Source organism: Arthrobacter sp. ok362, from assembly GCF_900102785.1.
In the GTDB taxonomy this organism is placed as follows: Bacteria; Actinomycetota; Actinomycetes; order Actinomycetales; family Micrococcaceae; genus Arthrobacter.
The window spans coordinates 272,614-293,130 of record NZ_FNGC01000004.1; the positions used below are offsets into that span (position 1 = coordinate 272,614).

The 20,517-nt window shown below is 66.5% G+C and carries 13 protein-coding genes; 6 read left to right on the forward strand and 7 right to left on the reverse strand.

Annotated elements, in window-relative coordinates; translation table 11 throughout:
• Positions 1 to 29 precede the first annotated feature (29 nt).
• On the reverse strand, positions 30 to 1,883 hold the full coding sequence (lepA, locus tag BLQ10_RS07665) for a translation elongation factor 4 (RefSeq protein WP_091560297.1): 1,854 nt from the start codon (positions 1,881 to 1,883) through the stop codon (positions 30 to 32).
• Positions 1,884 to 2,219: 336 nt separating this feature from the next.
• On the opposite strand from lepA, the gene BLQ10_RS07670 reads away from it, so the two are divergent.
• Together BLQ10_RS07670 and rpsT are read left to right on the forward strand one after the other, a co-directional pair.
• Complete coding sequence (locus BLQ10_RS07670; RefSeq protein WP_091560300.1) at positions 2,220 to 2,813, forward strand: type II toxin-antitoxin system PemK/MazF family toxin; 594 nt, start codon at positions 2,220 to 2,222, stop codon at positions 2,811 to 2,813.
• Positions 2,814 to 3,016: 203 nt separating this feature from the next.
• The gene (gene rpsT, locus BLQ10_RS07675; RefSeq protein ID WP_018773112.1) at positions 3,017 to 3,277 is read left to right on the forward strand and encodes a 30S ribosomal protein S20; all 261 of its coding nucleotides are present in this window, start codon (positions 3,017 to 3,019) and stop codon (positions 3,275 to 3,277) included.
• A 173-nt stretch (positions 3,278 to 3,450) separates the two neighbouring features.
• On the opposite strand, the gene holA is transcribed toward rpsT, so the two are convergent.
• From holA to BLQ10_RS22705, 3 genes are read right to left on the reverse strand one after another with little or no spacing between them, the layout of a single operon-like run.
• On the reverse strand, positions 3,451 to 4,467 hold the full coding sequence (gene holA / locus BLQ10_RS07680) for a DNA polymerase III subunit delta (protein ID WP_091560303.1): 1,017 nt from the start codon (positions 4,465 to 4,467) through the stop codon (positions 3,451 to 3,453).
• Positions 4,401 to 6,623 (reverse strand): ComEC/Rec2 family competence protein, encoded by a 2,223-nt coding sequence (locus tag BLQ10_RS07685; protein WP_254785452.1) that lies wholly within the window; start codon positions 6,621 to 6,623, stop codon positions 4,401 to 4,403. The genes holA and BLQ10_RS07685 overlap by 67 nt, the downstream gene beginning before the upstream one ends.
• A 1-nt stretch (position 6,624) precedes the next feature.
• Positions 6,625 to 7,680, reverse strand: a complete 1,056-nt coding sequence (locus BLQ10_RS22705) for a ComEA family DNA-binding protein (protein WP_254785453.1) — start codon at positions 7,678 to 7,680, stop codon at positions 6,625 to 6,627.
• A gap of 581 nt (positions 7,681 to 8,261) precedes the next feature.
• On the opposite strand from BLQ10_RS22705, the gene BLQ10_RS07695 reads away from it, so the two are divergent.
• The gene (locus tag BLQ10_RS07695) at positions 8,262 to 8,750 is read left to right on the forward strand and encodes a hypothetical protein (protein WP_091560306.1); all 489 of its coding nucleotides are present in this window, start codon (positions 8,262 to 8,264) and stop codon (positions 8,748 to 8,750) included.
• Between the two features lie 112 nt (positions 8,751 to 8,862).
• Here BLQ10_RS07695 and BLQ10_RS07700 read toward each other — a convergent pair whose 3' ends face one another.
• From BLQ10_RS07700 to leuS, 3 genes are all read right to left on the reverse strand, one after another.
• Positions 8,863 to 9,048, reverse strand: coding sequence for a hypothetical protein (locus BLQ10_RS07700; protein ID WP_090581036.1), 186 nt, complete (start codon positions 9,046 to 9,048; stop codon positions 8,863 to 8,865).
• A gap of 94 nt (positions 9,049 to 9,142) precedes the next feature.
• A complete protein-coding gene (locus tag BLQ10_RS07705; RefSeq protein WP_254785454.1) occupies positions 9,143 to 10,222 on the reverse strand; it encodes a DegV family protein in 1,080 nt (359 codons plus the stop codon).
• 122 nt (positions 10,223 to 10,344) lie between these two features.
• Positions 10,345 to 12,876 (reverse strand): leucine--tRNA ligase, encoded by a 2,532-nt coding sequence (gene leuS, locus BLQ10_RS07710; RefSeq protein ID WP_091560307.1) that lies wholly within the window; start codon positions 12,874 to 12,876, stop codon positions 10,345 to 10,347.
• A gap of 875 nt (positions 12,877 to 13,751) precedes the next feature.
• Between leuS and BLQ10_RS07715 the strand changes: the two genes are divergently transcribed.
• From BLQ10_RS07715 to BLQ10_RS07725, 3 genes are read left to right on the forward strand one after another with little or no spacing between them, the layout of a single operon-like run.
• Positions 13,752 to 16,901 (forward strand): efflux RND transporter permease subunit, encoded by a 3,150-nt coding sequence (locus BLQ10_RS07715; protein ID WP_254785455.1) that lies wholly within the window; start codon positions 13,752 to 13,754, stop codon positions 16,899 to 16,901.
• Complete coding sequence (locus tag BLQ10_RS07720; RefSeq protein WP_091560312.1) at positions 16,898 to 17,356, forward strand: hypothetical protein; 459 nt, start codon at positions 16,898 to 16,900, stop codon at positions 17,354 to 17,356. The genes BLQ10_RS07715 and BLQ10_RS07720 overlap by 4 nt, the downstream gene beginning before the upstream one ends.
• 1 nt (position 17,357) lies before the next feature.
• The gene (locus tag BLQ10_RS07725) at positions 17,358 to 20,501 is read left to right on the forward strand and encodes an efflux RND transporter permease subunit (protein WP_091560314.1); all 3,144 of its coding nucleotides are present in this window, start codon (positions 17,358 to 17,360) and stop codon (positions 20,499 to 20,501) included.
• Positions 20,502 to 20,517: the final 16 nt, after the last annotated feature.

The following is a 20,517-nucleotide window of genomic DNA, read 5'->3' on the forward strand; positions in this document are numbered from 1 at the left end:
CACTGCAGCAACAGTCATTACCAGCACCGCTACTTCTTGGCCTTGTCCTTGGACTCGTCCGTCGTGAGCGCGGCGATAAAGGCTTCCTGCGGCACTTCGACGCGGCCCACCATCTTCATGCGCTTCTTGCCTTCCTTCTGCTTTTCCAGCAGTTTGCGCTTTCGGGTGATGTCACCGCCGTAGCACTTGGCAAGGACGTCCTTGCGGATGGCGCGGATGCTTTCGCGGGCGATGATCCTGGAGCCGATGGCGGCCTGGATGGGCACCTCAAACTGCTGGCGCGGAATGAGTTCGCGCAGCTTGCCGGTCATCATCACGCCGTAGGCGTAGGCCTTGTCGCGGTGCGTGATGGCGGAGAAGGCATCAACCTGCTCGCCCTGGAGCATGATGTCCACCTTGACGAGGTCGGCCACCTGCTCGCCGTCGGCCTTCCAGTCCAGCGACCCGTAGCCGCGGGTCTTGGACTTGAGGATGTCGAAGAAGTCGAAAACGATTTCGGCCAGCGGCAGGCGGTAACGGATTTCCACCCGGTCCTCGGAGAGGTAGTCCATGCCGCCCATGACGCCGCGCCGGCTTTGGCACAGCTCCATGATGGCGCCGACAAACTCGTTCGGCGCAAGGATGGTGGCGGACACCATCGGCTCGCGGACTTCAGCGATCTTGCCGGTGGGGTATTCGCTGGGGTTCGTGACGTGGACAATCTTCTTGTCCTCCAGCGTCACCTCGTATTCCACGTTGGGGGCGGTGGAAATCAGGTCCAGGTTGTACTCGCGTTCGAGCCGCTCGCGGGTGATTTCCAGGTGCAACAGGCCCAGGAATCCCACGCGGAAGCCGAATCCCAGCGCGGCGGACGTCTCGGGCTCATACACCAGCGCGGCATCGTTGAGCATCAGCTTCTCCAGCGCATCGCGGAGCACCGGATAGTCGGTGCCGTCCAGCGGGTACAGGCCGGAGAAGACCATCGGCTTGGCGTCTGCATAGCCGGGGAGGGATTCGGTGGCCGGCTTGGCCAGGTTGGTGACGGTGTCGCCCACCTTGGACAGGCGGACGTCCTTCACACCGGTGATGAGGTAGCCGACTTCGCCGACGCCGAGGCCCTTGGAGGGGGTGGGCTCCGGGGAGCTCACCCCGATTTCGAGGAGCTCATGCGTCGCGCGGGTGGACATCATCTGGATGCGTTCGCGGGGGTGCAGCATGCCGTCGACCACGCGGACGTAGGTGACCACACCGCGGTACGTGTCGTAGACCGAGTCGAAGATCATGGCGCGGGCGGGGGCGTTCGGGTCGCCCTCTGGGGCCGGGAGGTCGCGGACGATCTTGTCCAGCAGGACCTCGACGCCCATGCCCGTCTTGCCGGAGACGCGGAGCACGTCGTCGGGGTCGCCGCCGATCAGGTTGGCAAGTTCCGCCGCGTACTTCTCCGGCTGGGCTGCCGGGAGGTCGATCTTGTTCAGGACCGGGATGATCGTGAGGTTGTTTTCCATCGCCAGGTAGAGGTTGGCGAGGGTCTGGGCCTCGATGCCCTGGGCCGCGTCGACCAGCAGGATCGCACCTTCGCAGGCCGCGAGCGAGCGGGAGACCTCATACGTGAAGTCAACGTGCCCGGGGGTGTCGATCATGTTCAGCGCGTAGCTGGTGCCGTCGAGTTCCCAGGGCATGCGGACGGCCTGGGATTTGATGGTGATGCCGCGTTCGCGCTCAATGTCCATGCGGTCCAGGTACTGGGCCTTCATGTCACGGGACTGGACGACACCGGTGAATTGAAGCATCCGGTCGGCCAGGGTGGATTTGCCGTGGTCAATGTGCGCAATGATGCAGAAGTTCCGGATGATGGCCGGATCTGTTGCGGCGGGCACCGGGGCGGTGCGGGCCATGGGAGACACGCAGGGTCCTTACTGTTGGCATTAAGGTTGGCTTGTCCACGGATCGGCCCGGATGCTGGTTTCCCATCCTGCGACGTGGCGCATTTGTCGTTCCTATAGTCTCCCACGTCCGGGCCGGTGGCAGTGCATCCCTGCATTGCGTTGCGGGCTCTTGCCAGTCCCGTGGATTCTCCGCGCGATTCCCGTGCGGCTCTGCCCGCGATCCTCCCCGCGGATCTCCCAGCGGATCTCCCAGCACAGCGTGGCCTCTGGGACCGCCACGGGCCGGCAACCTGCCGCCTGCCCGCCGCCTTCCCGCTCCCCTCTCGGGGCCGGGGTTGCCGGTATGGTTTCCCCATGGCTTGGAACTTACTATCGATCGGCAACGCGGTCCGCGACGCCCTGCGCTACCTGGACAAACTGGGCGGCTCCGCACCGGGCACCACCCGCGGGCCGGCAGCAAAACCTGCCGGGAAGCCGGCGGGGACGCCGGCGGGGAAGCGGCGGCCGGGCCAGGCGCGGGCTGGCGCCCCGGCTGCCGGACTGACCGGGACGTATCCCGGCGACTTCCTGGGGCGGGCGGCCGTCCGCTACGCCCCCGCGCCCAACGGCCTGCCAGAGCCGGGCGAAATCGTGTGGACGTGGGTGCCCTATGAAGAGGACTATTCCCAGGGCAAGGACCGTCCGGTGCTGCTGGTGGGCACCAGCGGCCGGTATCTGCTGGGCCTGATGCTGACCAGCAAGGACCACGACGGCGACTCCCGCCGGTCGGATGACTACGTGGACATCGGCACGGGCCCCTGGGACCGCCAGTGGCGGCCCAGCGAAGCGAAGCTGGACCGGGTTTTGCAGATCAACGCCAAGGACATCCGGCGTGAGGGAGCGATCCTGGACGTAGGCCGCTTCAACCTCATCGCAGCGGCCCTGCGGGAGCGCCGCGGCTGGAGCTGACCCGCCAGAGCCCGGGTGCGGCGGCAGACCGCCACCCGTACTCGTGCCTGCACGTTCATCTCTGCTATTATTTACAGCTGTGTGTCCGTGCAGGTCGACGGCCACAGATGGTTGGTCGCCATAGGTATCCCCACGCCGCTCAGTCAATGGCCAATCTGAAAGCCCTCTAGACCATTTTCCGCATTGAAAAAGAGAGTTCACACGTGGCTAATATCAAGTCCCAGAAGAAGCGCATCCTGACCAACGAAAAGGCTCGCCTGCGCAACAACGCAGTCAAGTCCGAGCTGAAGACGGCCATCCGCGCCGTCAACACCGCCGTTGAGTCCACCGACAAGGATGCTGCGGCTGTTGCACTGCTTTCTGCCAGCCGCAAGCTGGACAAGGCTGTCAGCAAGGGCGTTCTCCACAAGAACAACGCTGCAAACCGCAAGTCGGCCATCTCCAAGAAGGTCAACGCGCTCTAAGGTTTCCAGTTCACTCGAACTGATGATTGTGGCCGGCACCCCGTGGGGTGCCGGCCACATCCAGTTAAGCCGCAAGTTGCGTCCCTAGCCCCGGCGGCCGCCAGCTGGCCGCGGCCGGGTCTAACTGCAGACGCCGGGCAGGTGTCCGAACGCCTGTGATCCGAACCCCTGCGTCAGGAACTGCGGGCCGAGGTGGCAATCACCGTTACTGCATGTTCAACGGCATAGACGGGATCCCGGGAGAGCCCCTTGACCTGGGCGTCGGCCTCGGCGGTGACCTGAATGGAGCGGACCAGCCCCTCGGGCGTCCAGCGCCGGACTTCCCGCTGGGCCTGTTCGACCAGCCACGGCTGCATTCCCAGTTGCTTGGCGATCTGCGAGGACGATCCCTGCGCGCCGGCCACCTTGGCAAGGGAGCGCAGCTTGGAGGCCAGGGCCGCCACTATCGGTACCGGGTCCGCGCCAGTGGCGAGGGCGTGGCGGAGCGTGGAGAGGGCCAGCGGGCCGTTGCCGGCCATCGCGGCGTCGGCGACCTTGAAGGCTGTTGCCTCGACCCGGCCACCGTAGTACTTGTCCACCATGGCGGCGTCCACGCCGGTGCTGGCATCAGCGATCAGCTGGCTGCAGGCGGCGGCGAGTTCCGCGAGCTGCGCGCCGACCGCATTGACGAGGGCGTGCACGGCGTCGGGGTCGATACGACGGGAGGCCGCCTTAAACTCGGCAGTGACGAAGGCGATCTTCTCGGCGTCTTTCTTGAGCGGCTGGCAGTCGACTACAGGCCAGCCCGCGGCCTTGATGGCGTCCAGCAGCTTCTTGCCGCGGACTCCCCCGCCGTGGCGGAGCACCAGCACGGCGTCCGGTTCCGGCTGCGTCACATATTTCAGGGCATCGGCGAGGAAGGCATCGTTCATCGTCTCGACCCCGTCGACCTCGATGAGCTTCTGTTCGCCGAACAGTGAAGGGCTGACGTTCATGGCCAGCGACCCGGCCGCGTAGCTGCCGGCATTGAGCCGGGTAATTTCGACGTCGGGCGCCGCCTCGCGGACCTGCCCGCGGATACGGTCCATGGCACGCGAGCCCAAATAGTCTTCCGGGCCGCCGACCAGGACTACGGCAGCCGGTGTCACGTCGCGCCAGGTGGCGGTGTTCGACGCCGAGGTCCTGGGCCGTTGGGTCTGGGCAGCAGCCACTCGTGATTCCTCCCGGAAGTTGGTTTGCGGACTCTAAGCGTCCCACGCCCGGACCGGTGCTCCAAGCCGCGCCTGAGGGCCTGCCGGGCTGCCGTCCGTGCCGCCGCACGCGACCTTCTTTCGAGGGCGGCAACGACACGCGCGTGTGCCGCCAGAGCGGCCCGAACAACCGCGGCCGGGTGCAGGGCCAGCCACCCCGCTGCCAGCACAGTCGCGGAAAAGATGCCCATGGTGGCTGCGCCGAAGGCCCCTTCCGGCCACGGCAGTGCGGCGCCCGGGAGTGCCGCGAACCAGCGGGCGATCCCCGCCACAGCGCCCGCGAAGAAAGCAGCAGCGGCCATCAGGAGCTCCGCAGCGGCAGGGACTGCGGGCAGGAGCGCCGCCGCGGCCGTGCCGAGGAGTGTCACTGGCGCCACGAGCCCCGCAGCGGCCACGTTCGCGGGCAGGGCGTACGCGCCGAACTGCGGCTGCAACAGCACGATCGCCGGAGCGCAGAACAGCTGGGCGGATAGTGGTACGGCAACGCCCGCTGCCGCCCAGCGCGGCACCGCGGGTGGCAGCCAGTCCATGATGCGACGTCCGGTGACCACAATGCCCAGCGTGGCGAGCACCGAGAGCAGGAATCCGAAGCTGGTGGCCAGGACCGGCTGTGCCAACAGCAGGGCGATGATGGCAACGCACAGCAGGCTGAGTCCGCGCCCTACGCGGCCAAAGGTCATGGATGCGAGGCCGACGCTGCCCATGAGCGCGGCCCGCAGCACACTGGGATCCGGTCCGACCATGAGGACGAAGAGCGCGAGCCCCGCGAGACTGGCCACGGCGGCTGCTGTGCGCGGAAGGCGCAGCGTGCGGGCAGCGAGCAGCAGGGTGCCAAGGATCAGGCTGCAGTTCGCACCGCTGACGGCAGTCAGGTGCGTCATCCCCACCGTCTTCATGGCGGCTTCCAATTCCGCGTCCAGGGCGCTGGTGTCGCCGGTGACCATCCCGGGCAGCAGCCCGGCGGCGTCGCCCCCGAACCGTGCCGCCGCGGCGGTGAAGGCGCGGCGCAGCTCACCGGGACCCTGCTGCCAGGGCCCGGGCCCCCGCAACACCGTGGGAGCGGACGTGGCTGTTAGGATTCCCGCGTCCGGCTCCCCTGGCGCTGCCGGCCGGAGCTTGCCCGGGGCGCGCAGGCGCTGGCCCGGGACTGCGTGTTCCCACGCCGCCCCACCCATGACGACGAGCCGGGCGCCTCCGGCAACCTTGTGGCCGCCGAAGGTCATCGTCTTCAGCATCACAGGGACTGCCCAGCGGTCCGCCAGTCCGCCGGGCCCGGGTATCCTGAGCCGCCGCGGGGCGCCCGCAATTTCCAGTTCCGCGACGACGGCCGCGCGGGCGGCCACGGCCTCGGCGATGGCGCCTTCATGCCGCCGGGACGCCTCCAGGGCGGCATGTGCGCCCGCCGCGAGGGACAGCAGCAGCGCCACAGCCACCGTGGCGCGAAGGCTACGTGCTGCCGCCGGCCCGGGACGGGGGCCCTGCCCGGCCGCTGCCCGCACAGCCCTTGCGCTCCGAAGCCTGGCGCTCCTCACTTTGCCGTGACCGAACCCCACCCGGCCCACTTTGCCGCGACCGGCAAAGAGGAGCAGGATTCCGGCGGCCGCCGTCAGTGCCGCGCAGAGACCCGCCAGCTCTGCAGGGGACAGCCAGTTTCCGGACACAGCGGTCCCCCAGACAAGGAGGGCGGGCAGCACCAGCCGAAGGTCCGTCCGCCGTGTCCGTTCCGTTAGGCGGCGACGCAAGGCCGTGTCACGCGTCGAGCGGGACAGCAGGCGGCCGGTGAGGTGCCCGTGAGGGAGCCGCACACGGCGCCCCGGGGTGCCCGAGAGGCGCTTGGCAGGCTGGCTCACAGGCGAGCTGCCACCGGGCAGCCGACCGTGGGCTTCTGGCGTGAGCATGCCCGATCCGCGGACCCGACCGGCGCCCACCGGGGCATCGCGTTCCGTGCGCGCCGGGGAATGGACGGCTGCGTCGACGTAGCGCTGCCAGCGGCTTTGTGGGGCTGCGGCAGGACCCCGCAGACTGGTCCGACCCACGCCACGGCGTGCCGCGTCACGCTGTGCCACGTCATGCCCTGCCACGTCATGCCGCCCCACGTCGGCGTCGCGCCGTGCCATGTCAGATGCCCACTAACGGGACCAGGGCCTCGAGCAACTTCGGACCGATTCCGTCAACTGCGTCGAGCTCCTGCACAGTCTTGAAGCGCCCGTGCTGTTGACGCCAGTCCACGATGCGCTGCGCCAAGACCGGACCGACGCGCGGGAGAGTCCCCAATTCCTCGAGGCTGGCGGTGTTGAGGTTGACCTTTCCGCCACCGCCGCCTGGCCTCGTGCCGCCTGCGGCGGAACCGGGCGCAGGTGAGCCACCCGTGGACGCATCGGCCTGATCTGGTTCGCCGCGGATGGGCACCAGGACCTTCTGGCCGTCCTCCAGCACGGCTGCCAGGTTGAGCCGGTCCGGATCCGCTGTGCCCTTGGCCCCACCGGCCGCTGCAATCGCTTCGAACAGCCGACTTCCCGCCGGCAACTGAACCACCCCCGGCCTGAGCACGGCGCCGGCCACATGGACTTCGATGTTTTCGGGCCCCGCGCTGGCATCCTCTCCCAGCGGCACGATGGTCTCGCCGGGTGACGGATCGCGTGCGTCCTCCGCGGCGGAGGCGGAGTCGGAGACGGTGGCGGACTCGCTGAGCGCGACCACCTGCGCGCCGCCGGTGCCGGCCTGCCACCAGAAGCAGCCGCCCAACACCGCGGCGAGGACGCCCAGCAGAGCCGCTGCACGCACACCGGTCCTGGCCCGCAGCCACGCGGAGAGCGGCGCCCTTGCTACGTCCCCGCGCCCAGGGGGCTGCATGGCGTGCGTTCCGGCGCCGCCGGCACGGCGCCCGCCGGCACCACCGGCGACCGCGGCGGCCAGGGACTGGCCGGGGCGGCCGGACTCCGGAACTTCCAACAGCCCCGAGGACAGATCCGCCGCCCGGTGCGCGTCCAACGACATCCCCGAACTCCAGGCCTTCGGCGAATCAACGGCGCCGCCGGCGGACGGTGAATCAACGGCGTCGCCGGCATTCCCGGCATCGGCGGCACCCCCGGCATCTCGCAGCGTCGCCGCCAGGCGTTCACGGGCAACCCTAACTCCGCTGGCGGATTCAGCTCCCGGGAATCGGCGTGACATGGAAGCGACTCTAGGCAACCCTCTCCCTCGACGACATCCAGCACCAGGCGTATGTGGAAATACCCGAGTAATACGCGTAATTTCGCGGCGCCGGGCAAGTATTCCCTACGCTGGTGCCCCCTAGGACCCGGTGGTAACGTCTGCATCCAATCGAGAAGACTTTGCCGGCTGGGGGCAACCCTGATCGCCTGGATGTGACCATCAGGCGTCGAAAGCTGGTGTGCAATGAAGTGGTTGTTTGGGCTCGCGGCGCTCGTGGCTCTTGGTGGCGCCATGCTGCCGGGCCCGCCTGCGGTGGCAGACACAACGCAAGCTACCTCAACGCAGACCGTCAACATTTCCCTTGACGGCAGTTTCTGCCCGCAGCACGGCCTCTACGGCATAGCGCACGTGACGGTTGACGGCACGGCAGGAATGCGGGCCGACCAGAATTTCATCTGGACCACCCAGACGGCCGCCACGTCGATTCATTCGGTTCCGCCGGGGGGCGCCGTCGCTAATTTCACGGTTGTCTACCACTGCAACGTCCAGGTGCTCTGGTGGCTGGAGCCTGGGAGCGCCCGTAGGGTGACTGCGGCACTTTGGGTCAACGGCTCGAGCCCGCAACCCAGCTACACCATCAAGCCGGGTCGGCAGGGGTCCCAGCCGACGCCTCCTCTGACTCCCTCGCAGGCGCCCCAGCCGACGTCACCGCAGGCGCTCCAGCCGACATCTCTGCCGACGACTCCACTGACACCCTCGCCCTCGCAGACACTCCAGCCGACGACTCCGCTGACGCCACCGCAGACGCTCCAGCCGACTCCCCCGCCGTCACTTACGCTGACGCCGACGCCACCCCAGGCGCTCCAGCCGACTCCCCCGCCGTCACTTACGCTGACGCCGACGCCACCGCAGGCGCTCCAGCCGACTCCCCCACCGTCACTTCCGCTGACGCCGACGCCACCGCAGACGCTCCAGCCGACTCCCCCACCGTCACTTCCGCTGACGCTGACGCCGACGCCACCGCAGGCGCTCCAGCCGACTCCCTCGCCGTCACTTCCGCCGACGCCAACGCCTTCCCAGACGCTTGAGCCGACACTTCCGCTGACGCCGACGCCCTCGCCGACGTCCCAGCAGACAACGACGCTAACGCCGTCGCAGACGCCCGCGCCTACCCCATGAGACGCAGCTTCAGTCCGGGATTCACTGCTGGTAGGTGATGTAGGCCTCGTACTGTACCCGCCATTTGTCAGCGGCCTTGGGATCCGGCACGGTGGTGGTGAGGAATTGGACGCTGGTCACTTGGCCCTTGAGGTATTTCAGCCATTTGGTCACCTCTTCGGCAACGTCGCGATCGAACTGGGCTACGTGGTGCACCTGCATTGCCATGGCGTCCTCCGGGTTCGCTGGGGTTCGGTGGAGTGACTTTACCCCCGCCGCCCGCTCCCGGCCAGCCTTTCGCCCATCACGGAGGACTCCGGCGCTAGTCGCCAGCGCGCGCGGTTGCCCGGCCAGCGTCCGGTTCCCCGCCGTCCAGCCCGCGGGCCGCCGATTCCCCGCGGATCGTAGTGGCACCGCTGGAGTTCGGGCTTCCGGGGGTGCTGCCCTCCCCCACGATCACCGCCAGCACGCCGAGCCCCGCGTGGGCGGCCAGGACGGCAGGGAGGGCGCTGATCTGGGCCGGCGGGCAAGACGGCAATGCCACGGCCAGGCGCCTGGCAAGCTCCTCGGCCTCGGCCTGGTTTCCGAAGTGGTGCACAGCCAGCCGCGCCTGCCCGGCAGCACGCGTGGAGGCATCGGCCGCAACGATTTCTTCCAGCCGTGCGATGGCCTTCGCCGCAGACCGAACCTTTTCCAGCGGGATGATCCGGCCATCTTCAACCGCCAGGATGGGTTTGATGGAGAACATGGTTCCCCACAGCGAGGCCGCGGCCCCTATCCGGCCGCCCCGACGCAGCTGTTCCAGGCTCGGAACATAGAAATACACCTTGGTGCGGTCCAGCCGGTCCTGCGCGAAGGCCAACACGCCGGCCGCGTCCCTGCCGTCGGCGGCCGCGACGACGGCGCCCTGCACGCCCATCCCCTGCGCCATCCCAACCGTCCCGGAGTCGAGGACCTCTACCGGGATGCCGACCCGTCGGGCCGCCAGGCGGGCGGCGTCGGCAGTCCCGGACAGCCCACCGGAGATGTGGATCGAGACCACGGACTGGAAGCCACGCTCGCTGGCCGCCCGGTAGGCGTGTTCAAACTGCCCGGGTGACGGACGCGAGGTCTTGACCGGCTTGCCGCTGGCGAGGGCCACGGCGATGGTCTCGGCAATGTCGTCCTCACCCTCGCCGTAGATTTCGGCGCCGACCATGACCGGCATCGGAACCACGGTCAGCCCGCCGTCGGCAGCGAAAGCCCGGACCCAGTCCGCGGGCAACGCCGCGGCAGAGTCTGTGACCACCGCAACCTGCACGACGGCGGCGGGAGCCGCTTCGGGGCCGCCCCGGGGGCCCTGTCGAAGGCGAACAAGCCGCTCGCGCAGCCATGGCCAGCCTGACGGCTCGCGGTCTGGCACGAGGGACCTCCTGCTGTCGGGACGCATGGACTTTTTTCTCCGGCCAGGGCAGCCGTGCCCCTCATGTTCTCTGCACTGGCCGCCGGTATCGCCCGACGGCCAGTGCAGGCTGGTGCGACCGGCTAGGCCGGGACGATGTTGACCAGTTTAGGCGCCCGCACGATCACCGTGCGAAGGGCACGGCCATCGAGGGCGCGCTGGACGTTTTCCGAGGCCAGCGCGAGTTCGCGCAGGTCCTCCTCAGAGATGTCCGGGGAGACCTCCAGGCGGTCCCGCACCTTGCCCTGCACCTGGACGATGGCCGTGATGGTGTCCTCCACGAGCAAGGCGTCGTCGTGCGTGGGCCAGCCGGCGTTGGCGACCGAGGCCGGGTGTCCCAGGACGTTCCACAGGTCCTCGGCGGTATACGGCGCAAACAGGCTCAGGATGACGGCAACGGCCTCCACGGCTTCGCGGACTGCCGGGTCCGCGCCGCCGGCACCGCCGACTGCGTCAATAGTTTTGCGGGTTGCGTTGACCAGTTCCATCAGCTTTGCCACAACCACGTTGAACTTGTTGTTGTCCAGCAGGGCCTGCGCATCGGCGATCGTGCGGTGGGTGATGGTGCGCAGTGCACGGTCACCGGTGGCGAAGTCGACGCCGGGTTCGCTCGTCACATCCTGGCCGAGGCGCCAGGCGCGGGCCAGGAACTTCGCGGAGCCTGACGGCGATACGTCCGCCCAATCGACGTCGTCCTCTGGCGGGGAGGCGAAGATCATGGTCAGGCGTACGGCGTCCACGCCGAACTTGTCCAGCTGCTCGCCGAGGTCGACGCCGTTGCCCAGGGACTTGCTCATGGCCTTGCCGCCGTTGAGCACCTGGCCCTGGTTCAGCAGCGCACTGAACGGTTCGTCCGCTTCGATCATGCCAAGGTCGTGGATGACCTTGGTGAAGAACCGGGCATAGAGCAGGTGCAGGATCGCGTGCTCCACGCCTCCCACGTACTGGCCAACCGGCATCCAGTCGTTGATCTTCTCCGGATCGAACGGGCCCTGGGTGTACTGCGGGGAGACAAAGCGCAGGAAGTACCAGGAGGAATCCACGAACGTGTCCATGGTGTCCGTGTCCCGCTTGGCCGGGCCGTGGCAGTTCGGGCACTCGACGTTGACCCAGCTTTCGACCGCGGCCAGCGGGGACGTGCCCTTCGGGGACAGGTCTTCGCCGCGCAGGTCCGCCGGCAGGGTCACAGGCAGCTGATCGTCCGGGACCGGGACCTCGCCGCAGGCCGGGCAGTGGATGATGGGGATCGGGGTGCCCCAGAACCGCTGCCGGCTGAGCAGCCAGTCACGCAGGCGGAAGTTCACGAACTTCTCGCCGGTGCCCAGCTCACGCAGGATCTCGATGGCGGCCGGGATGGCCTCGGCCTTCGGCAGCCCGTCCAGGCCGCCGGAGTTAATCAGAGTCCCCTCGCCGGTGGTGGCGATGCCTGTGGCTGCGGGGTCTTCCTCGCCGGTGTCCAGCACTGCCCGGACGGGCAGGTCAAAGGTCTTGGCGAAGTCGAGGTCGCGCTGGTCATGGGCCGGGACGGCCATGATGGCGCCCGTGCCATAGTCGGCCAGGACATAATCCGCGGCCCAGACGGGCAGCTTCTCGCCATTGAGCGGGTTGGTCGCGTAGCGTCCGGTGAAGACGCCGGTCTTCTCGCGCTCCGTGGACTGGCGCTCGATCTCGGACAGCGCCTTGACCTGTTCGCGGTAGGCGTCCAGGGCGGCGGCGTGCTCGTCGGTGACCAGTTCGACGGCGAGCGGCGCGTCGGCGGCGACGACGAAGAAGGTGGCGCCGTAGAGGGTGTCCGGACGCGTCGTGAAGACGGTGACATCCTTGGCGGCCTTGCCGCCGTCGGCCTCGATCACGAAGTTGACGTGGGCACCCTCGGAGCGGCCGATCCAGTTCTTCTGCATGGCCAGGACGCGCTCGGGCCAGTGCCCGCGCAGTTCGTCCATGTCATCGAGCAAGCGGTCGGCGTAGTCGGTGATCTTGAAGTACCACTGGTTCAAGGACTTCTTGGTTACGGGCGTGCCACACCGCTCGCAGGCGCCATTGACTACCTGTTCGTTGGCCAGCACAGTCTGGTCTTTGGGGCACCAGTTGACGGGTGAATCCTTGCGGTAGGCCAGTCCACGCTCGTAGAAACGCTTGAACAGCCACTGGGTCCAGCGGTAGTACTCCGGGTCGGAGGTGTGCAGCCGGCGGGACCAGTCCGCTGAAATGGCGTAGCGCTTGAACGACGCCGCCTGGGTGTCGATGTTGGCGTACGTCCACTCACTGGGGTGCGCGTTGCGCTTGATCGCTGCGTTCTCTGCGGGCAGGCCGAAGGAGTCCCAGCCGATCGGGTGCAGCACGTCGTAACCCTGCTGGCGCAGGTAGCGCGCCACAACGTCGCCCATGGCAAATGCCTCGGCGTGGCCCATGTGAAGGTCACCTGACGGATACGGGAACATGTCCAGCACGTAGCGGCGTTCCTTTGAGCCGTCGTCGAGCGGCGTGAAGACCTTCAGGTCTTCCCAGACCTGCGGCCATTTGGATTCCATTGCCGCGAAGCTGTAGGCACCTTCCTCGGGCCCCTCCGCCGCGGCTGCTGGTGATCCGGTCTGTGTTTCCGGCTGAACGCTCACTGCTGGCCTCTTCTGTTCTATGCGGCCTGTTAACTCAAGCCTGTCTACCTTCAGGCCTGCCTGCCGCCAGGCCTGTTCACCATCAAGTCTGCACTGCCACGGCCGGTTGCCCGGCCCTGACCCCATACTGTCCGTACGTGGTACTCCTGCTGTTACTTCGTCCTTTGCGCCCCGGAATTTACCCCGGACACACAAAAGCCCCTCGACATGGAGGGGCCGCCGCTCGGCAATCCGGGGACTCTTCGGAATCGAGGTCTCGTCGGGATGCCGGGCGGCTAGCTAAGCAGGAGCACGGCGCGCATAGGACCACTTTAGCCCCTCGGGCTGGTTCGCGCTGAACCGAGGGCCGCGATGCGGCCCGGTAGTCGCAGTCGACTCACGTTCCGGCGCACTTCGCGGGCCGCTATGTCCAAAATTGTTACAACTGCCATACCTATGGAATAGCGGTACTTACAGCCCACTTCAGAACGTCCCAGGCGAGTAGTCGAAACCGAAATTCAGGTAGCTCCTCGAGAAAAAACAGGTATAAAACCGACCAATACACGGGGAGCTGCCGGCGGGAGTCCGGGCAGTTCCACGAAGTCCGCCCCGAAAGGGCATTATTCGTCTTCAAACTGGGAGAAAGCCGTGAAAAGCCCGTGACGTGGCCCAGAGTTTTGACCTTGCCAAACGATTCAAATGGGAACACTATTCGATAAAGATCAGCAAAGGGGATCTCTTGGGGGGATTCGCAAATGGTCTCAGGTTGAGGAGCCTGTCATGTATCACTTGCGTAATTCTTCCGTGCACCTACCGAAAACCCCCGCTGGCCGCGCTCGCCAGGCCAGCTCCCAGGAACAGAGCTAGCCATGTTCGGCTGGATCACCCGTTTCAGTATGCAGTTCCGCATCCTGGTTCTCGCCGTGGCCGCCGGACTCATTGCCTTCGGGGTAGTGAACGTCCCCAGCGTAGCCATCGACAGCATGCCCGAGTTTGCCCCCGCACACGTCGAAATCCAGACCGAAGCGTTGGGCCTCTCAGCTGCCGAAGTCGAACAGCTCATCACCGCTCCGATGGAGGCCGACCTCCTTAACGGGGTGGCGTGGCTCGATGAAATCCGGTCCAAGTCCGTTCCCGGCCTGTCCTCAATCGAGCTCGTGTTCGAGCCGGGCACAGACCTTCTGCGCGCGCGCCAGCTCGTGGCCGAACGCATGACCCAGGCCCACGCACTGCCGAATGTTTCCGCGCCGCCACTGATCATGCAACCGCTGTCGTCAACCAGCCGCGTCCTGATGGTCCGGATGAACTCCAAGGAGCTCTCCGGGATCGAAATGTCGGTCCTGGCCCGGTGGAAGGTCAAGCCGCGGCTGATCGGCATCCCCGGTGTCGCCAACGTTTCCATTTGGGGACAGCGCGAGCAGCAGCTCCAAGTCGAGGTGACCCCCACGCAGATGCGTGACAAGGGCGTCACGCTCGAACAGATCATCAAGACCACAGGCAACGCAGTCTGGGTGTCGCCCCTGAGCTTCCTGGAGGCGTCGACCCCCGGCACGGGCGGGTTTGTGGAATCGCCGAGCCAGCGTCTGGGCATCCAGCACGTCTTGCCCATCCGAACGCCCGCAGACCTGGCCAAGGTCAGTGTCGAGGACGCCCAGCCTCCCCTGCGCCTAGGCGACATTGCCCAGGTGAAGGAGGACCACCAGCCGCTAATCGGCGATGCCGTCGTCGGTCAGGATACAGGCCTCCTGCTGGTCGTGGAGAAGTTCCCCGGAACCAGCGCATTGCAGGTCACCAAGGACATCGAAGCCGCCCTGAACGACATGCAGCCAGGGCTTTCCGGAATCCAGATGGATACGTCCGTCTTCCGGCCCGCCTCGTTCCTGCAGGATGCCGTGGACGGACTCGGCGCGGCGCTGCTCGTGAGCCTCCTGATAGCCGTCCTGCTCTTCTGGGTCCTCTTCCGTTCCTGGCGTGCCGCCGTGATCGCCCTCGTGGCCATCACGACGACAGTCATGGCGGCAGGAGTGGTGCTCTACTTACTCGACTCCACACTGAATATCTCGATCCTGGCCGGCATCATCCTTGGTGTTTCCGTGATTGTGGGAGACATCGTGGAGGACGTGCAGGCGCAACGGCGCCGTCCGTTGCGGACCACCGAGACCGAGACCGATGCCACTATCAAGTGGCGTATGGTCCAGCTTGTCCGCAGCGTCCGCACACCACTGTTCCACGGGTCCCTCATCATGGCCCTTGCCCTCGTTCCGACGCTGTTCGTTACGGGAGTCGGCCGTGCGTTCTTCCAGCCGCTCTTCTGGTCCTTGGCACTGGCCCTTGCCGCGTCGATGCTGGTGGGTTTGTCCGTGACACCGGTCCTGGCGCATCTTCTGCTTCCGGGTGAGAAAGCCCGGCGGGCGGACTCGCCAACTGTTGTCCGGGCCAGGTCCTATTACAACCGGGCCCTCGAGGCCTCACGCTCCCGCACCGCGCTCGGCGTCGTCGCTGTCGCCGTCGTAGGACTGCTGGGACTGGCCGCCGCATCCCAGCTGGTCGGAAACCGGGCGGTCGTTCCGACGATTCCGGACCGGACGCTCCTGGTGCAGTGGGACTCGATGGCAGGCACGTCCAACGACGAGGTCCGCCGGGTGGCGTCGAAAGCGTCAGATGAACTGCGGACCCTGCCGGGGGTTTCGGGAGTGGGCGGGCATATCGGCCGGGCCATTTCCTCCGACCAGGTTGTTGGGAACAGCTCCGCGGAACTCTGGGTATCCATCACACCGGATGCCAACTTCTCCGAAACGGAGCAGGCGGTCCGGGACGTCGTCCAGGGCTACCCGGGCATTGCGCACAACGTGGTGAACTACTCCCAGCAGAAGATCGGTGAACAGCGCAGCAGCATGGATCCTGGATTCGCCGTCCGTGTCTATGGAACCGACCTGCCGGTCCTGCGCGAGAAGGCCGAAGAGGTCCGCAAGGCGGTTGAACAGGTCGACGGCGTAAAGAACCCGACGATCAATGCCAGCGCCATGACGCCCATCGTCGAAGTTGAGGTCAACCTCGAGGCGGCGCAAAAGGTCGGCATCAAACCCGGCGACGCACGGCGCGCCGCTGCCGCCCTGATACAAGGCATCGTCGTCGGCAACCTTTTCGAACAGCAGAAGGTCTTTGAAGTGGTGGTGCGCGGCGCGGCGGGTGTCAGGGATGACCTGACCAGCATTCGTGAACTTCTGCTCGACACGCCAAGCGGCGGCCAGGTCCAGCTGGGCCAGATCGCCGACGTCCGGCTCGTTCCCAATGAGGCCGTGATCCTGCACGATGACACTTCGCGCCGGATCGATGTCGTGGCCGAGGTCAGCGGGCGGCCGCTCGCGGACATCCAGCGCGATATCAACTCGGCGATCGAGCAGATCCAGTTCCCACTGGAATACCACGCCGAAATCCCCACGAAGTACAGTGAACAGCTCGCCGGGGACGCCCTGGTTCTCTGGATCGGCGCGGCCGCCCTCCTGGCAATCCTGCTCCTTCTCCAGACAGCGGTGCGGAGCTGGAAGCTGGCGCTTGCCATCTTCCTTTCCCTCCCTGCCGCGCTGGCCGGGTCCGCCGTGGCAGCGTGGATCGCGGGAGGCGCCATCACCGTGCTGGCGCTCACGGCGTTTGCCGCGGTGCTGGCCGTCGCTGTCCGCAACGCGACGCTGCTCTCGGCCAGGACGGATGAGCTGTGGCGGGCTGTCCCGCACGAATCCCCTGACAAGGTGATCATGATGGCGGCCCGGGACCGGGTATCGCCCATCCTCAAGGCCGCCCTGATCACGATGGCGATCCTGATCCCGCTGGGACTCTTCGGCGGCGCCGTGGGCGGGGCTCTCCTGGGTCCGATGGCCCTGATCATTGTCAGCGGACTCATCACGACAACCCTCATCGGGATCTTCGTACTCCCCCTGCTCGCACTCTGGTTCGGGCCCAGGTCCGCCCCGGAAGAGTGGGCCGAAGTCTACGAAGCCGAAGTTCCCGTCCAGCCCGTTACGCAGGAAAAGGTGGAAGCAAAATGACCAGCCAACAGCCCCTGCGGCGCCTGCCCCTGGCGGCCGCTGTATGCGCAGCACTTTTGTTCGCGCTGCCCGCATGTGCCCAGACGACGGCGGCGGCCCCCGCCGCCGTATCGGCTAACGAGCCCGCCAAGGTGGAAAAGAATGCCGCAACAGGCATCGCCAAGCTGACCTTGACCGAAAAGGGAGTCGAACGCCTCGACCTGAAGACCGAAACCGTCAAAGCCGGTAAGGGGAAGGACGTCGTCGTGCCCTACGCAGCCCTGCTCTATGACGCCAGCGGAAAAACCTGGGTTTACACCAACCCGGCCCCGCGGGTCTACCAGCGGCAGGCGGTCACTGTAGCCAAGGTGGAGGACGGAGTGGTCACGGCCTCGGCCGGCCCCGCGGCCGGCACCACAATCGTGACCGTCGGCGCCGCTGAACTCTTCGGCGCCGAATTCGATACGGCGCACTGACATGCGCCGGATTGTCGCTGCAAGTCTGAGGTTCCGATCGATCATCATTGCGATGGCGGCGGCCCTCATGATCGTGGGCGGCGCGCAACTCAGCAGTGCTTCGGTGGATGTTTTCCCCGAGTTTGCACCGCCCCGCGTCGAGGTCCAGACGGCGTGTCTGGGACTCACCGCCTCCGAAGTGGAGGAACTCGTGACGGTTCCGATGGAGGAGGCCTTCAACGGCATCGGCGGCCTGGACCAGATGCGGTCGAAGTCTGTGTCGCAGCTGTCCGCCATTGTGATGGAGTTCAAGCCCGGAACCGATCTGCTCACCGCCAGGCAACTGGTGTCGGAGCGGATGGCAACGGTCATACCGACGTTGCCTACCTGGGCCGCGCCGCCGGTGATGCTCCAGCCGCTGTCCTCCACCAGCCGTGTCATGAAGATCGGGCTGTCCTCCGAGACTCGCTCCCTGATCGAGATGTCCATGGTTTCCTACTGGAATATCCGGGCACACCTCCTGCGGGTGCCGGGCGTCGCGAACGTGGCGATCTGGGGCGAACGCCTTCAGATGCTGCAGGTCCAGGTTGATCCGGCCAAGCTGGCGGCCAACAACGTCACGCTGGAGAACGTCATGGACTCCACGTCCGACGCCTTGGACGCCGGCCTGCTCAAGTACTCTCCCGGTGCCTTGATCGGCACCGGAGGGGCGCTGGAAACGCCCAGCCAGAGCTTGACCATCAGGCACGTACAACCCATCACGTCTCCGGCGGACCTTGCCCAAGTGCCATTGGAGGAACGTGAGGGACTGCCTCCCCTGCGGCTCGCCGACGTGGCCAACGTCGTGGAGGACCACCAGCAACTGATCGGTGACGCGGTCATCAACGGCGGCCCCGGACTTATGCTCATTGTCGAAAAGCTGCCCTGGGGCAACACGCTGGAAGTCACGCGCGGGGTTGAGGAAGCGCTCAAGGAGCTGCAGCCCGGCCTGACCGGGATCGCGGTCGACACCACCTTGTTCCGGCCTGCCTCGTTCATCGAGGAGTCCCTCGGCAACCTGAGCCTCGCGCTGCTGCTGGGCTGCTTCCTGGTGGTCCTGGTGCTAAGCGTCTTCCTCTTCCAATGGCGGACGGCGCTCGTCAGTGTGACGGCGATCCCGTTGTCGCTGATGGCAGCGGCCCTGGTGCTCTATTGGACCGGAGGCACGATTAATACGATGGTGCTTGCGGGGCTGGTGATTGCCGTGGGGGTCGTGGTGGACGATGCCATCATCGACGTCGAGAACATCGTCAGACGACTCCGGCACCACCGGGCCAGCGGCGGGACCGAAAGTACCGCCCGTGTGGTCGTCAATGCCTCCCTGGAAGTTCGCGGGCCCATTGTCTACGCCACCCTGATTATCGTCGCCGCCACGGTGCCGATCTTCTTCCTGGACGGGCTGACCGGCGCCTTCTTCCGCCCCCTGGCCACCTCCTACACCCTGGCCGTGATGGCGTCCATGCTGGTGGCCCTCACGGTCACGCCGGCCATGGCGTATATCTTCCTGCGCAATGCCAAGCTCGAGGATCGGGATCCGCCGGTGGTCCGGGTTCTCAAGCGCTGGTACGGCGCTGCTCTGCGGCCCATCGTGAAGCGTCCGCTCCCGGGCTATCTCACGGTGGCGGCGCTCGGCGTCGTCGGAATCATAGCGGCACCGCTGTTGGGTCAGTCGCTGCTGCCATCGTTCAAGGAACGCGACTTCCTCATGCACTGGGTCACGCAACCCGGCACCTCCAATGCCGAGGAAGTGCGCGTGAGCCAACTGGCCTGCAGGGAGCTGATGACCATTCCAGGCGTCAACAACTGCGGGTCCCACATCGGTCAGGCTTTCGCCGCCGATGAGGTGGTGGGCGTCAACTTTGGAGAGAACTGGATCAGCGTTGACCCGTCGGTCGACTACGACAAGACCCTGGCCTCTGTCCAGCAGGTCGTGGACGGGTACCCCGGCATCCACCGGGACGTCCAGACCTACCTCAAGGAACGTGTCCGCGAGGTGCTCACCGGCACGGGCTACTCGATCGTCGTCCGGGTGTACGGCGATGACCTGGACACGCTGAAGAAGCAGGCGGACAAGGTCAAGACTGTCCTTGCCGGCATCGAGGGGGCAATCGGAGCCAAAGTCGCCCTGCAGGTCAACGTTCCGCAGGTGGACGTCGAGGTGAACCTGGACGCCGCCAACCGCTATGGCCTCAAGCCCGGTGACGTCCGCCGTGCCGCCGCCACCCTGGTGTCCGGCGAGGAGGTCGGCGACGTCTACCGGGACGGCAAAGCCTACGACGTCCAGGTCTGGAGTCCTCCCGAGATCCGGACCAGCGTCACAAGCATCGAGAACCTCCCACTGGACACTCCCAGCGGACAGGTGATCCGGGTGGCCGATGTCGCCAAGATCGCGGTAAAGCCCACTCCCAACGTCATTGAGCGTTCGGAAGGGTCCCGCCGACTCGATGTCAGCGCCAACGTCAAGGAAGGCGATCTCGCTAAAGTCGTCGAGAAACTCGAATCCGACCTCAAGTCGGTGGAGTTCCCCACCGGTTACAGCGCAGACATCCTGGGCGAATACGCGGAGCGGCAGGCTGCCTCACAACGGCTTCTCGTCTTCGCGGCCGGCGCCCTGGTTGTGGTGTTCCTCCTGCTCCAGGCGGCCTTCCGCAGCTGGCGGCTTGCCACCCTTGGCATCCTGACGCTGCCGGTAGCACTGGTGGGCGGCGTGATCGCCGCGCACATGAGCGGCGGAATCCTGTCCCTCGGGTCGCTGGTCGGGTTCCTGACAGTGATGGGCATCGCCGCCCGCAACGGCATCCTGCTCATCAACCACTGCCAGCATCTGGAACAGTTCGAGGGCATGCCGTTCGGCCGGGACCTGGTCCTGCGGGGCGCGGCCGAACGCTTGTCACCAATCCTGATGACCACGCTCGCCACCGCACTCGCACTGGTGCCGCTGGTGGTCATGGGCAACCGCCCCGGCCATGAGATCGAGCACCCCATGGCCGTGGTGATCCTGGGCGGGCTGGTGACTTCGACACTGGTCAACCTTTTCATCGTTCCACCGCTCTACCTTCGGTTCGCCAAGAAAGGTCCGGCACGTGAACGCGGGTCCCGCGAGCCGGAACCCATACCAGCCGCCTAACACCAACCACGCAAGA

Bases quoted from the DNA above. Each gene is read 5' to 3' on its own strand.
- BLQ10_RS07670 (WP_091560300.1), top strand. From the start codon at position 2,220: ATGGCTTGGAACTTACTATCGATCGGCAACGCGGTCCGCGACGCCCTG.
- BLQ10_RS07685 (WP_254785452.1), bottom strand. From the start codon at position 6,623: ATGGCACGGCGCGACGCCGACGTGGGGCGGCATGACGTGGCAGGGCAT.
- BLQ10_RS22705 (WP_254785453.1), bottom strand. From the start codon at position 7,680: ATGTCACGCCGATTCCCGGGAGCTGAATCCGCCAGCGGAGTTAGGGTT.
- BLQ10_RS07700 (WP_090581036.1), bottom strand. From the start codon at position 9,048: ATGGCAATGCAGGTGCACCACGTAGCCCAGTTCGATCGCGACGTTGCC.
- BLQ10_RS07715 (WP_254785455.1), top strand. From the start codon at position 13,752: ATGCAGTTCCGCATCCTGGTTCTCGCCGTGGCCGCCGGACTCATTGCC.
- BLQ10_RS07720 (WP_091560312.1), top strand. From the start codon at position 16,898: ATGACCAGCCAACAGCCCCTGCGGCGCCTGCCCCTGGCGGCCGCTGTA.
- BLQ10_RS07725 (WP_091560314.1), top strand. From the start codon at position 17,358: ATGCGCCGGATTGTCGCTGCAAGTCTGAGGTTCCGATCGATCATCATT.